Source organism: Achromobacter mucicolens (genome assembly GCF_902859725.1).
In the GTDB taxonomy this organism is placed as follows: domain Bacteria; phylum Pseudomonadota; class Gammaproteobacteria; order Burkholderiales; family Burkholderiaceae_B; genus Achromobacter; species Achromobacter mucicolens.
Window position 1 is genome coordinate 16,739 of sequence record NZ_CADIJP010000024.1, and the last position, 12,797, is coordinate 29,535.

Sequence of the window (12,797 nt, forward strand, 5' to 3'; positions counted from 1 at the left end):
GCGGCGCGAGGATCAGTTGCCGAGCTTGGCGCGCTGCTCCTGCACCTTCTGCAGGGTTTCGCCGAACTGCGCCATGCGGGCCTTTTCCTGTTCCACGACGGCGGCGGGCGCGCGCTCGACGAAGCTGGCGTTGGACAGCTTGCCCTGGGCCTTGGCGATCTCGCCGGAGAGGCGGGCGATTTCCTTGTCCAGGCGCACGCGTTCGGCGGCGACGTCGATCTCGACGTGCAGCATCAGGCGGCTGGCGCCAACGACCTGCACGGGCGCGCCCGCGTCGGGCAGCACGTCCAGCACGTCAACCTGGCTCAGCTTGGCCAGCGCAGCCAGGTAGGGCGCGTTGCGGGTCAGCATGGGCGCATCGCCCTGCGCGCACAGCGGCACCTTCTGGGCGGGCGACAGGCTCATCTCGCCGCGCAGGGCGCGCACGGCCTCGACTTGCGCCTTCAGTTCGGCCACATCGGCTTCGGCGGCGGCATCCACCGCGGCCGGATTGGCCTTGGGGTAGGGCTGCACGCTGACGCTGTCGGCCACGCCTTCCTTGCGCTTGCCGGCCACGACCGACACCTTCTGCCACAGCTCTTCCGTGATGAACGGAATGATCGGATGCGCCAGGCGCAACACGCATTCCAGAACGCGGATCAGCGTGCGGCGGGTGCCAAGCTGCTGGGCCGGCGTGCCGGTCTGGATCTGCACCTTGGCCAGTTCCAAATACCAGTCGCAGTATTCGTCCCAGACGTAGCGGTAGATTGCGTTGGCGATGTTGTCGAAACGGTAGTCGGCAAATCCGCGCGCCACGTCGGCTTCCAGCGTCTGCATCTGGCTGACGATCCAGCGGTCGACAAAGGACAGTTCGCCTTCGTCCGGCACCGACAGGTCATGGCCTTCGGTGTTCATCAGCACGAACCGCGTGGCGTTCCAGAGCTTGTTGCAGAAATTGCGGTAACCCTCGCAACGCTTCAGATCGAAGTTGATGTTGCGGCCCAGGGTGGCGTAGGCCGCCATCGTGAACCGTAGCGCATCGGTGCCGTAGGCGGGGATGCCGTCCGGGTACTGGCGGCGCGTGGCCTTTTCGATTGCGCCGGCCTGCTTCGGATTCATCAGGCCGTAGGTGCGCTTGGCCACCAGGCCGTCCAGGTCGATGCCGTCGATCAGGTCCACCGGGTCCAGCGTGTTGCCCTTGGACTTGCTCATCTTCTGGCCGTCGGCGTCGCGGATGAGGCCGTGCACGTAAACGTGCTTGAACGGAATCTGTCCGGTCAGGTGCGTGGTCAGCATGACCATGCGCGCCACCCAGAAGAAGATGATGTCAAAGCCCGTGACCAGGACGCTGGAAGGCAGGTAGCGCTGCAGGTCCGGCGTGTTTTCCGGCCAGCCCAGCGTCGTGAAGGGCACGAGGCCCGACGAGAACCACGTGTCCAGGACGTCCGGATCGCGCGTGAGCGGACCCGTGACGCCGGCGGCGCGCGCCTGCTCGATTGCGCCCGCTTCGTCGTGCGCCACGAACACCTGGCCGTCTTCCGAGTACCAGGCCGGAATCTGGTGACCCCACCACAGCTGGCGCGAAATGCACCAATCCTGGATGTTGTTGAGCCACTGGTTGTAGATGGTGGTCCAGTTGTCCGGATAAAACTGGATGCGGCCGTCGGCCACGACTTCCAGCGCGACTTCGGTGATGCTCTTGCCCGGGTTAAGCGTGCCTTCCGGCGCGGGCTTGCTCATGGCGACGAACCACTGGTCGGTCAGCATCGGCTCAAGCACGACGCCGGTGCGGTCGCCCTTGGGCTGCATCATCTTGTGCGGCTCGACCTTGACCAGATAGCCCTCGGCTTCCAGTTGTGCAACGACCGCCTTGCGGGCCTCGTAGCGTTCCATGCCCTGGAATTGCTTGGGACCGTTTTCGTTGATGTGCGCGTCCAGCGTGAAGATCACGATCAGCGGCAGATCGTGGCGCATCGCGCACGCGTAATCGTTGAAGTCATGGGCACCCGTGATCTTCACGCAGCCCGTGCCGAATTCAGGGTCGACGAAATCGTCGGCAATGATGGGAATGTTGCGGTCGCAAAGCGGCAGCTCGACTTGCTTGCCCACGAGATGCTTGTAGCGGGGATCGTCGGGATGCACGCACAGCGCGCCGTCGGCCAGCATGGTTTCCGGGCGCGTCGTGGCGATGGTCATGCCGCGCAGCGTGACGGTCTGGCCGTCCTTGTCGACGATGGTCTGCGGACCGTCGACGAACGGGTAGAGGATGTGCCACATGTGGCCATCGGTCTCTTCGGACTGCACTTCCAGGTCTGACACGGCCGTGAGCAGCTTGGGATCCCAATTGACCAGGCGCTTGCCACGATAGATCAGTCCCTGTTTATGCAGGCGGACAAACGTTTCCACCACGCCGCGCGACATGCGGTCGTCCATGGTGAAGTATTCGCGCGGCCAGTCGGCCGAGGCGCCCAGGCGGCGCACCTGTCCGGTGATGGCGCTGCCGGACTTCTCCTTCCATTCCCACACCTTCTCGACGAACTTCTCGCGGCCCAGGTCGTGGCGCGAAACCTTTTGCGCGTCGAGCTGTCTTTCAACGACGATCTGCGTGGCGATGCCGGCGTGGTCGGTGCCGGGAATGAACACGGTGTCGTCGCCCGACATGCGGTGGTAGCGCACCAGGCCGTCCATGATGGTCTGGTTGAACGCGTGGCCCATGTGCAGGGTGCCGGTCACGTTGGGCGGCGGGAACTGGATGACGTAGGGCTGGCTTTCCGTCCCCGTTTTCACGTGCTGGCCCGCGGCGAAGTAGCCGCGCTTGTCCCACTCGGCATACCAGCGGGATTCCAGTTCGGAGGGTTCGAAGCTCTTGGAGAGTTCCGGGGTTTCGCCGGCGATGGGCGCGGCGTTCGGGGGAGCAGCTTGAGTCATTACTAAGTTCCGGCAGACAGGGGCGCCCGGGTAGGAAGCGGGCAGCAAACCGCTCATTTTAAGATGTAATGCGGTCTTCTCAGCGTGTTAGAATACCGGGTTACTGTAAACCTTTTAGAAGTCCCTGAATTCATTGAGGATTCCTTCGGAAATGCGCGTTGAATCATTGGATCGGCGCGCAGCCGGAATCCCGCTGGCATTCCAGGATGCGTCCGACAGGTCGGCAGTGTCGAATCCTGTCTTGGTCGGTGGTTCAGGGCGGCCCGAGACACCCATTCGTTTCGGATCTCCTGCGTGCCAACGGCGCGATGGCGCTTGATGTGGCACCCAAGGGTGGCACCCCAGCGCGGCATCGGCAAGCACAGAGCCCCACCAGGCAATTAACTAGAAACCCGTCAGAAATCAGTTTTCGGAGTCCTTTATGTCCATTCAACGCACCCTCTCGATCATCAAGCCCGACGCCGTCGCCAAGAACGTGATCGGCCAGATCGTCGCCCGTTTCGAGCAAGCCGGCCTGAAGGTCATCGCCGCCCGCCTGACCCAACTGTCGCGCGCCGACGCCGAGCGTTTCTACGCTGTGCACGCCGCCCGCCCCTTCTTCAAGGACCTGGTCGACTTCATGGTCTCGGGCCCCGTGTTCGTGCAAGTCCTGGAAGGCGAAGACGCCATCCAGAAGAACCGCGACCTGATGGGTGCCACGGACCCCAAGAAGGCTGAAGCCGGCACCATCCGCGCCGACTTCGCCGACAGCATCGACGCCAACGCCGTTCACGGCTCCGACGCTCCGGAAACGGCTGCTGTCGAAGTGGCTTTCTTCTTCCCCGAAATCAACATCCACAGCCGTTAATTTTTGGCTTAAGTTGTTGAAAGCGCATTAGTTTTACCTGGTTATGGAATCCGTCGAACGAATCAATCTGCTGGGGCTGGACGGCTCCGCCCTGTCCGAACTGGTCGGGCAGTGGGGCGGCAAGCCGTTTCGCGCCCGCCAGCTGCAGCGCTGGATGCACCAGCGCGGCGCCGATTCGTTCGACGCCATGACCGACCTGGCCCGCGATTTCCGCAGCCAGCTTGCCACGCATTGCCGCATCGAGGCATTGCCCGTCAACATCGAGCAACGCTCGACCGACGGCACCCGCAAGTGGCTGTTCGATGTGGGGCAGGGCAACGCCATCGAAACCGTCTTCATCCCCGAAGACGACCGTGGCACGCTGTGCATCTCCAGCCAGGCTGGCTGCGTGGTGAACTGCCGTTTCTGCTCGACAGGGCACCAGGGCTTCAACCGCAACCTGAAGACCAGCGAAATCATCTGCCAGCTGTGGTGGGCCAAGCGCGTGCTAGAGGCCGACATCGGCACGGCTCGCCTTGAAAGCGCCCGCGCCACCGAAGACACTCGCGTCATCAGCAACGTCGTCATGATGGGCATGGGCGAACCCCTGCTCAATTACGACCAGGTCCTGCCCGCGTTGCGCCTGATGCTCGACGACAACGCGTACGGCCTGTCGCGCCGCCGCGTTACGGTGTCCACCTCCGGCGTCGTGCCCATGATGGACCGCCTGTCGCAAGACTGTCCCGTGGCGCTGGCCGTGTCGCTGCACGCGCCCAACGACGCGCTGCGCGACGAGCTCGTGCCGCTGAACAAGAAGTACCCGCTGAAGGAGCTGCTGGCCGCCTGCGAACGCTACCTGGCGTTTGCGCCCCGCGACTTCATCACGTTCGAATACTGCATGCTGGATGGCATCAACGACACCGACCAGCACGCCAAGGAATTGATCCACATTGCACGCCAGGTGCGCTGCAAGCTGAACCTCATACCGTTCAACCCATTCCCCGCCTCCGGCCTGAAGCGATCGGCCTCGGCGCGGGTGAAGGTGTTTGCCCAGCGTCTGATGGACGCCGGCATCATCACCACGGTCCGCAAGACCCGGGGCGACGACATCGATGCGGCTTGCGGCCAACTGGCCGGAGAGGTGCGGGATCGCACTCGGATCACCGAGCGCAATGCCGCCCAGCGCCAGACCATACCAATTAAACAGGTGCACGCATGACGCAGGATTTCGCTTCTGCAGTTTCCGACTCGTCCGCCGGCGCGGTGGGCAGCGTGGGCGCCGCCTTGCGCGGTTTGCGCCTGGCCAAGGGCTGGTCGCTCGACGAAGTCTCCAGCCGCATCAAGTTTTCCACCAAGCAGATCGAAGCCCTTGAAAACGAGCAGTGGGACAACCTGCCCACCGGCGTTTCCTTGCGCGGCCTCGTGCGCAACTATGCGCGGCTGCTTGGCGCCGATGCCCAGGCCATCGTCGACTCGCTCGATCCCAAGGCCCGCGCCACCGGCCCGGCCAAGCTCAGCCCCAGCTCGCTGCATTCCGCGCATTCCATTCCCCAATCCAGCGCCGACGACGACCGCTCGTCCACGTCGTCTTGGGGCTGGCTGATCGCCATCGTGCTGGTGCTTGCCGCCGGCGTGGCGTATGCCTTCTGGCAAGGTTGGCTGCCGCAGCAGTGGCTGCCCGCCGACTGGCTGCCGAAGCCGACCAAGTAACCCGGTTCCAACCGATGCAAGATTCTTCTCTGCCTTGCCAGGACGCGCCGCCTCCCTCGGTGGGAGCCGCAGCGCGCCGCGCCACGCGTTCCGTCGCGGTGAAGTGGGGCGATCGTGTCGTGACGGTGGGCGGAGACGCCCCGGTCGTGGTTCAGTCCATGACCAACACCGACACCGCGGATGCCATTGCCACCGCGATCCAGGTCAAGGAGTTGGCGCAGGCCGGCTCCGAGCTCGTGCGCATCACCGTGAACACGCCTGAGGCCGCCCGCGAGGTCGTCGCCATCCGCGAGCAGCTCGACCGCATGGGCGTGAACGTGCCGCTGGTGGGAGACTTCCACTACAACGGCCACAAGCTGCTGACGCAGTTCCCGGAATGCGCCCAGGCGCTGTCCAAGTACCGCATCAACCCCGGCAACATGGGGGGCGGCAAGCGCCGCGATGACAACTTCGCGCAAATGATCGAAGTCGCCTGCCGTTATGACAAGCCGGTGCGTATCGGCGTCAACTGGGGCAGCCTCGACCACGAGCTCATGGCGCGCAAGATGGACGAAAACAGCCGCCGCGCCCAGCCCTGGGAAGCGCAGGCCGTCATGCGCGACGCGCTGGTCGTCTCGGCCATCAGCAATGCCCAGCGCGCCGAGGAACTCGGCCTGCGGCGCGACGCCATCATCCTGTCGTGCAAGGTCAGCCACGTGCAGGATCTCATCGCCGTCTACCGCGATCTGTCCGCCCGTTGCGACTATCCCCTGCATCTGGGCCTGACCGAAGCCGGCATGGGCAGCAAGGGCATCGTGGCCTCGACCGCCGCGCTTGCCGTGCTGCTGCAGCAGGGCATCGGCGACACCATCCGCATTTCGCTCACCCCCGAACCGGGCGGAGAGCGCAGCCGCGAGGCCATCGTCGCGCAGGAAATCCTGCAGACCATGGGACTGCGCGCATTCACGCCCATGGTCGTCGCCTGCCCCGGTTGCGGCCGCACCAGCAGCACGTTCTTCCAGGAACTTGCCGACAGCATCCAGTCGTTCCTGCGCCGGCAGATGCCGGTGTGGCGCACGCAGTATCCCGGCGTCGAATCGATGAACGTCGCGGTGATGGGCTGTGTGGTCAATGGGCCGGGCGAAAGCCGTCATGCCGACATCGGCATCAGCCTGCCGGGTACCGGCGAAGTGCCGGCCGCGCCGGTGTTCGTCGACGGCGAACGCACGGTGACGCTCAAGGGCGACCATATCGCCGAAGAGTTCCAGGCCATCGTTGAAGAATACGTTGCGCGCCGGTATGGCGCGCTCGCCTCTCACTAAAGTAAGGGTGTGGCCATTGGCGCGCTTCTCGGGCGCGCCGACGGCATGATCAAGATGACTCAAGCTTTCCAGAAAGTCGCCGCCATCCGCGGCATGAATGACCTGTTGCCGGGGGCGAGCGCCCGCTGGGAGCAATTCGAGGAAATCGTGCGCGGCTGGCTGCGCGGCTATGGCTACCGCAATGTGCGTACGCCCGTGCTTGAGCATACGCGCCTGTTTGCACGCGGCATCGGCGAAGTCACCGACATCGTCGAAAAAGAGATGTACACGTTCACCGACGCGCTCAACGGCGAATCGCTCACGATGCGCCCCGAAATGACCGCCGGGATCGTTCGCGCCTCGATCGAGCACAACCTGCTCTATGATCGCCCGCAACGCGTCTACTCCATCGGTCCCGTCTTCCGTCACGAGCGCCCGCAGCGCGGCCGCTACCGCCAGTTCCACCAGATCGACGTCGAAGCGCTGGGCTTTGCCGGTCCCGATGTGGACGCGGAACTCATCGTCATGCTGGGCCGCCTCTGGAAGCTGCTGGGCCTGAAGGACGTGCGCCTTGAACTGAATTCGCTGGGCCAGCCGGCCGAGCGCGCCGCGCACCGCGCCGCCCTGATCCAGCATCTGGAAAAGCACCACGAAATCCTCGACGAAGACGGCCAGCGCCGCATGTACAGCAATCCGCTGCGCGTGCTGGACACGAAGAACCCCGCCATGCAGGAAATGGCCGACAGCGCGCCGCGCCTGTTCGACTTCCTGGGCGAAGAGTCCCGCGCGCACTTTGACGGCGTGTGTCAGCGCCTGACCGACGCCGGCATCGAATACCGCTTGAATCCCCGTCTGGTCCGCGGCCTGGACTACTACAACCTGACCGTCTTCGAATGGGTCACGGACCGCCTGGGTTCCCAGGGCACGGTGTGCGGCGGCGGCCGCTACGACGGCCTGGTCGAACTGCTGGGCGGCAAGCCGGCGCCTGCCGTGGGCTTTGCCATTGGCATGGAGCGCCTGCTCGACCTGTGGGAACAAAGCGTCGAAATAGCCGCGCCGGCCGAGTGCGACGTGTACGTCGTGCACCAGGGCGAGGACGCGCAGCGCCTGGCCGCGCGGGTCGGCGAAGACCTGCGTGACGCGGGACTGTCGGTCATCGTGCATGCCGGATCGGCTGGCTTCAAGTCCCAATTCAAGCGCGCGGACGCCAGCGGCGCCCGCGTTGCGGTTATCCTTGGCGCCGACGAAGTGGCGTCGCAGACCGCCAGCGTCAAGTTCCTGCGCGCAGAAGGGCAGGGCGACTCGGCGCAGCAACAGGTTCCGCTGGCGAAGCTGGCCGACGCATTGAACAACAAGGGTTAACGCATGGCATACGATCTTGAAGAACAGGAAAAACTCGACGCGATCAAGGCGTGGTGGGCCCGCTATGGCACGCTTCTGCTGACGCTGGCGACGGCGGTGCTCCTGGCCTGGGGCGGTTGGTGGGGCTGGAAGGCGTACGAATCGCACCAGGCCAACCAGGCAATGGGCTACTTCGAAGCGCTGGAAGACGCCGCGCGCCTGGGTGGCGCCGATTCCTCGGTGCGCATCAAGACCGCAGCCTCGACGCTGCGCGAAAAGTATCCCACCACCGGCTACGCCGCGCGTGGCGCCCTGGTGGCCGCGCAGGCCCTGCAGGCGCAGAAGGATGACGCCGGCGCTCGCGAACAACTCGAATGGCTGGCCGGTCAGAACAAGAACCCCTCCATGCAAGCCGTGGCGCGCCTGCGCCTGGCCGGCATGATGCTGGACCAGAAGCAATACGACGCCGCGCTGGCGCAGCTGAACAATCCGCCGGCCGCCTTCGCCGCCTTGTTCGCTGACCGCCGCGGCGACGTGCTGGCTGCGCAAGGCAAGCGCGAGGAAGCGCGCGCGGCCTGGCAGAGCGCCATCGATGGCCTGGGTGCGGCCAATCCCTTGACCCAGGTTGTGCAACTGAAACTGGATGCCTTGAGCGGAGCGTGACTGTAATGCGTAAATTTGCACCTGGCCGTACGTGGCGCGGCGCCGTCCTCTTGGCAAGCCTGCTTGCCCTGGGCGGATGCGGCTTGTTCTCCCATGACGACGGCCGTTACGATCCGGCGCCCCTGACCGAATACAAGGCCGGCATGTCCGTGCGCCAGGTCTGGTCCACGTCCATCGGCAGCGGCTCCGGCCTGGGCTTCGCGCCCACCGTGCTGGGCGATGCCATCTATGCCGCCACGCCCGACGGCTCCGTCGGCAAGTTCGACCTGCAAAGCGGCCGCGTCATCTGGAAGGCCAAGGCCGAAGGCAAGCTGTCGGCGGGCGCCGGCAGCGACGGCACCACCACTGCGGTCGCTTCGCCCAACGGCGACGTCATCGCCTTTGACGACACCGGCAAGGTGAAGTGGAAGGTCCGCGCCACCAGCGACGTCACGATTCCGCCGGTCGTCGGCTACGGCATCGTCGTGGTGCGCAGCGGCGACTACCGCATCCAGGCATTCGACGCGAACAGCGGCGAGCGCGTCTGGAGCGTGCAGCGTCCCGGCCCGTCGCTCGCCTTGCGCAGCGTCTCGCAAATGGTCCTGGCCGAAGGCCTCGTCATCACGGGCCTGCCCGGCGGCAAGATCATGGCCATCGCCTCCAACAGCGGCAACGTGCAATGGGAAGGCACCGTGGCCACGCCGCGCGGCGCCAGCGACCTGGAGCGTCTGACCGACGTGGTGGGCGCACCCCGGATCGCGGGCAACCTGCTGTGCGCGGTTGCTTATCAGGGACGCATCGTCTGCTTTGACGTCACCGCCGGTGGCCGTCCGCTCTGGACCAAGGATTTCTCCAGCGTCAGTGGCCTGACGCTTGATGACCGCTTCGCTTATGCCGCCGACCAGAACAGCGTGGTCAACGCGTTTGCGCTCGATAACGGGGGCAATGTCTGGAAACAGAGCGCTTTGAAGAACCGCCAGCTCACGGCTCCGGCTATGCTTGGGGGAGCGCTGGCTGTCGGCGATCTGGATGGTTACGTGCACTTCCTGTCGCGCAGCGATGGCAGCCTGATGGCGCGCCTGTCGGTGGGCGGCGGCGCAGTCGTGTCACCGCCGCAGACGACGCCCCAAGGTGTGCTGGTCCAGACGGGCAATGGCAATCTCGTCATGATCGGCGCCAACTGAAACTTATAAAACAAAGCCTTTTACCGTGTCTTTCAAGCCTGTCGTTGCCCTGGTCGGCCGCCCCAATGTGGGGAAATCGACCCTTTTCAACCGCCTGACGCGATCGCGCGCCGCGCTGGTGGCCGATTATTCCGGCCTGACCCGCGATCGCCATTACGGCGAGGGCAGGGTGGGCGATATTCCGTTCATCGCCATCGATACCGGCGGCTTCGAGCCTGTGGCCAAGGACGGCATCCTGCTGGAAATGGCGCGGCAGACCCGCCAGGCCATCGCCGAGGCGGACGTCGTCGTGTTCCTGGTGGATGCGCGCTCCGGCATCAATGCGCACGATCACGAGATCGCGCAACTGCTGCGCAAGTCGGGCCAGCAGCGCGTGCTGCTGGCGGTGAACAAGGCCGAAGGCATGGGTCTGGGCCCCGCCATCGCCGAATTCCATGAACTTGGCCTGGGCCAGCCGTATCCCATTTCGGCGGCGCACGGCGACGGCATCGTGGATCTCATCGAGCTGGCGCTCAAGGATCTGGCCGAGCCGCCCGTCGAAGAAGAACCGGTCGAAGAAGGCGAGCACGATCACCGCATCAAGCTGGCGATCGTGGGCCGTCCCAACGTCGGCAAGTCCACGCTCATCAATACGCTCATGGGCGAAGAGCGCGTGATCGCGTTCGACATGCCGGGCACGACGCGCGACGCCATCGAAATCGATTTCGACCGCGACGGGCGCCGCTACACGCTGATCGACACGGCTGGGCTGCGCAAGCGCGGCAAGGTGTTCGAGGCGGTCGAAAAGTTCTCCGTCATCAAGACCTTGCAGGCCATCGAGGCCAGCAACGTTGTGCTGCTCATGCTCGACGCGCAAACCGAAATCTCCGAGCAGGACGCGCACATCGCCGGGTTCGTGCTGGAAACCGGCCGCGCCGTGGTCGTGGCCGTCAACAAGTGGGACGGCCTGGACGGCGAAGAAAAGGAACGCATCGAGCGCGAGTTCAACCGCAAGCTGCGCTTCCTGTCGTTCGCGCGCGTGCACACGATCTCGGCGCTGCGCGGGCAGGGCATCAAGCCCCTGCTCAAGTCCATCAATGCCGCCCATGCCGCGGCCTTTGCCAAACTGTCCACGCCCAAGCTCACGCGCGAGCTGCAGGCGGCGGTCGAACAGCAGCCGCCTCCGCGCAAGGGCATCTTCCGTCCCAAGATGCGCTACGCGCACCAGGGCGGACAGAACCCGCCGCTGGTCGTCATTCACGGCAACGCGCTGGACGCCATTCCCGATTCGTACCGCCGTTACCTCGAAACGCGTTTCCGCAATGCATTCGACTTGGCCGGCACGCCGCTGCGTATCGAATTCAAGTCCTCGCACAACCCTTACGCGCAGGAAAGCTGATCCATGAGCCGCTTCTGGAGTCCCGTTGTCGGGACGCTCAGTCCCTATGTGCCGGGCGAGCAGCCCAAGCTTCAGAATCTGGTCAAGTTGAACACCAACGAGCACCCTTACGGGCCGTCGCCCAAGGTGCTCGATGCGATCCGCGCGGCTTGCGACGATACGCTCAAGCTCTATCCGGACCCCTCCTCGGACCGCCTGCGCGAGGCCATCGCCGCCGCGGTCGGCGCGCAACCGCAGCAGGTGTTCGTGGGCAACGGGTCGGACGAGGTCCTGGCGCATGCGTTTCTGGCCCTGCTCAAGCATGACCGTCCGCTGCGCTTTCCGGACATCACGTACAGCTTCTATCCCGTGTACTGCGGCCTGTACGGCATCGAATTCGAAACGATGCCGCTCACCGCGGACTTTTGCATCGACGTCGAAGACTACCTGCCCGCGCGCCACGGTCAGGCGGGCGCCATCATCTTCCCGAATCCCAATGCGCCCACCGGCCGGGCGCTCAGCGCCGCCGAGGTCGAACGCATCGTGGCGGGCAATCCGGACACGGTCGTTGTCGTGGACGAGGCGTATGTGGATTTCGGCGCCGAATCGGTGATCCCGCTGGTCTCGCGCTACGACAACCTGCTGGTGGTGCAGACCCTTTCAAAGTCGCGTTCGCTTGCGGGCCTGCGGGTGGGCTTTGCCGTGGGCAGTGCCGCGCTGATCGACGGGCTTGAGCGGGTAAAGAACAGTTTCAACTCCTACCCCATCGATCGTTTGGCATCCGCCGGCGCAGTAGCGGCGCTGGAAGATACGGAGTACTTTGAGCAGACTCGCAAAGCCGTGATCGATACGCGGTCCCGCATGACCGCAGGGTTGCAGGCGCTGGGCTTCGAGGTGCTTCCTTCAGCGGCGAACTTCGTGTTCGCGCGCCATCAGTCAAAGGACGCCGCGACGCTTGCCGCCGCCCTGCGCGAGCGCAGCATCATCGTGCGTCATTTCCGTCATGCGCGGATCGATCAATTCCTGCGCATCACGGTGGGTACCGAAGCCCAGTGCGATCTGCTTCTGCAAGCGCTCCAGAACATCCTGAAGGCATGATTTTCAGAGGCATTTCAGCTGGAAAACTCTGGTCTCATTTTTGCTTCCCGGCCAAGTAGCACGGGCCGGGAAAACCCTGTAGAGTACGTGTTTCGGCGTGCACCACCAGTACAAAAAGCGCGTCATTACTCAATAACAAACAAATGGAGCCTGGCCAATGAGCAATAAAGGGCAAACTCTGCAAGATCCGTTCCTCAACACGCTGCGCAAGGATCATGTGCCCGTGTCGATCTACCTCGTGAACGGCATCAAGCTTCAAGGGCAAATCGAATCCTTCGACCAATACGTGGTGCTGCTGCGCAATACGGTCACCCAAATGGTTTACAAGCACGCCATTTCCACCGTCGTTCCCGCGCGCGCCGTCAACTTTCAAGTGGAAGTCCCTGCTGAGTAATCTCGCTCCAGCTTTACCTTTTATTGCCCGCCAGACGGTTCTCGTCGGCGGGCATTTT

The 12,797-nt window shown here is 64.4% G+C and carries 11 protein-coding genes; 10 read left to right on the plus strand and 1 reads right to left on the minus strand.

What is annotated here, in order from left to right; all coding sequences use genetic code 11:
- Positions 1-12: 12 nt before the first annotated feature.
- Complete coding sequence (locus HV786_RS24070; protein ID WP_056315688.1) at positions 13-2,907, minus strand: valine--tRNA ligase; 2,895 nt, start codon at positions 2,905-2,907, stop codon at positions 13-15.
- 421 nt (positions 2,908-3,328) lie between these two features.
- Here HV786_RS24070 and ndk point away from each other — a divergent pair, with 421 nt between their 5' ends.
- The 10 genes from ndk (at position 3,329) to hfq (ending at position 12,739) form a co-directional block, all read left to right on the plus strand.
- A complete protein-coding gene (gene ndk / locus HV786_RS24075; protein WP_056315689.1) occupies positions 3,329-3,754 on the plus strand; it encodes a nucleoside-diphosphate kinase in 426 nt (141 codons plus the stop codon).
- A 43-nt stretch (positions 3,755-3,797) separates the two neighbouring features.
- Positions 3,798-4,952, plus strand: a complete 1,155-nt coding sequence (rlmN, locus tag HV786_RS24080) for a dual-specificity RNA methyltransferase RlmN (protein ID WP_128827935.1) — start codon at positions 3,798-3,800, stop codon at positions 4,950-4,952.
- Positions 4,949-5,443 carry a helix-turn-helix domain-containing protein gene (locus HV786_RS24085; RefSeq protein WP_056315695.1) on the plus strand — a complete coding sequence of 165 codons (495 nt, stop codon included), beginning with the start codon at positions 4,949-4,951 and terminating at the stop codon, positions 5,441-5,443. Before rlmN ends, HV786_RS24085 begins: the two co-directional genes overlap by 4 nt.
- Before the next feature lie 14 nt (positions 5,444-5,457).
- Positions 5,458-6,744: a flavodoxin-dependent (E)-4-hydroxy-3-methylbut-2-enyl-diphosphate synthase gene (gene ispG, locus HV786_RS24090; RefSeq protein ID WP_062842031.1), complete on the plus strand. Its 1,287-nt coding sequence runs from the start codon at positions 5,458-5,460 to the stop codon at positions 6,742-6,744.
- A 54-nt stretch (positions 6,745-6,798) separates the two neighbouring features.
- Positions 6,799-8,085 carry a histidine--tRNA ligase gene (hisS, locus tag HV786_RS24095; RefSeq protein ID WP_128828392.1) on the plus strand — a complete coding sequence of 429 codons (1,287 nt, stop codon included), beginning with the start codon at positions 6,799-6,801 and terminating at the stop codon, positions 8,083-8,085.
- 3 nt (positions 8,086-8,088) lie between these two features.
- Positions 8,089-8,727 carry a YfgM family protein gene (locus HV786_RS24100; protein ID WP_128827936.1) on the plus strand — a complete coding sequence of 213 codons (639 nt, stop codon included), beginning with the start codon at positions 8,089-8,091 and terminating at the stop codon, positions 8,725-8,727.
- A gap of 5 nt (positions 8,728-8,732) precedes the next feature.
- Positions 8,733-9,890 carry an outer membrane protein assembly factor BamB gene (gene bamB, locus HV786_RS24105; RefSeq protein ID WP_056315705.1) on the plus strand — a complete coding sequence of 386 codons (1,158 nt, stop codon included), beginning with the start codon at positions 8,733-8,735 and terminating at the stop codon, positions 9,888-9,890.
- A gap of 25 nt (positions 9,891-9,915) precedes the next feature.
- Positions 9,916-11,268: a ribosome biogenesis GTPase Der gene (gene der, locus HV786_RS24110; RefSeq protein ID WP_128827937.1), complete on the plus strand. Its 1,353-nt coding sequence runs from the start codon at positions 9,916-9,918 to the stop codon at positions 11,266-11,268.
- A 3-nt stretch (positions 11,269-11,271) separates the two neighbouring features.
- The gene (hisC, locus tag HV786_RS24115) at positions 11,272-12,345 is read left to right on the plus strand and encodes a histidinol-phosphate transaminase (RefSeq protein ID WP_128827938.1); all 1,074 of its coding nucleotides are present in this window, start codon (positions 11,272-11,274) and stop codon (positions 12,343-12,345) included.
- A 157-nt stretch (positions 12,346-12,502) separates the two neighbouring features.
- Positions 12,503-12,739 (plus strand): RNA chaperone Hfq, encoded by a 237-nt coding sequence (gene hfq, locus HV786_RS24120; RefSeq protein WP_006218585.1) that lies wholly within the window; start codon positions 12,503-12,505, stop codon positions 12,737-12,739.
- The last annotated feature ends 58 nt before the right edge of the window (positions 12,740-12,797 follow it).

Excerpts from the sequence above, each read along its gene's own strand:
- HV786_RS24070 (WP_056315688.1), bottom strand. The coding sequence starts at position 2,907 with ATGACTCAAGCTGCTCCCCCGAACGCCGCGCCCATCGCCGGCGAAACC.
- ndk (WP_056315689.1), top strand. The coding sequence starts at position 3,329 with ATGTCCATTCAACGCACCCTCTCGATCATCAAGCCCGACGCCGTCGCC.
- rlmN (WP_128827935.1), top strand. The coding sequence starts at position 3,798 with ATGGAATCCGTCGAACGAATCAATCTGCTGGGGCTGGACGGCTCCGCC.
- HV786_RS24085 (WP_056315695.1), top strand. The coding sequence starts at position 4,949 with ATGACGCAGGATTTCGCTTCTGCAGTTTCCGACTCGTCCGCCGGCGCG.
- ispG (WP_062842031.1), top strand. The coding sequence starts at position 5,458 with ATGCAAGATTCTTCTCTGCCTTGCCAGGACGCGCCGCCTCCCTCGGTG.
- hisS (WP_128828392.1), top strand. The coding sequence starts at position 6,799 with ATGACTCAAGCTTTCCAGAAAGTCGCCGCCATCCGCGGCATGAATGAC.
- HV786_RS24100 (WP_128827936.1), top strand. The coding sequence starts at position 8,089 with ATGGCATACGATCTTGAAGAACAGGAAAAACTCGACGCGATCAAGGCG.
- bamB (WP_056315705.1), top strand. The coding sequence starts at position 8,733 with ATGCGTAAATTTGCACCTGGCCGTACGTGGCGCGGCGCCGTCCTCTTG.
- hisC (WP_128827938.1), top strand. The coding sequence starts at position 11,272 with ATGAGCCGCTTCTGGAGTCCCGTTGTCGGGACGCTCAGTCCCTATGTG.
- hfq (WP_006218585.1), top strand. The coding sequence starts at position 12,503 with ATGAGCAATAAAGGGCAAACTCTGCAAGATCCGTTCCTCAACACGCTG.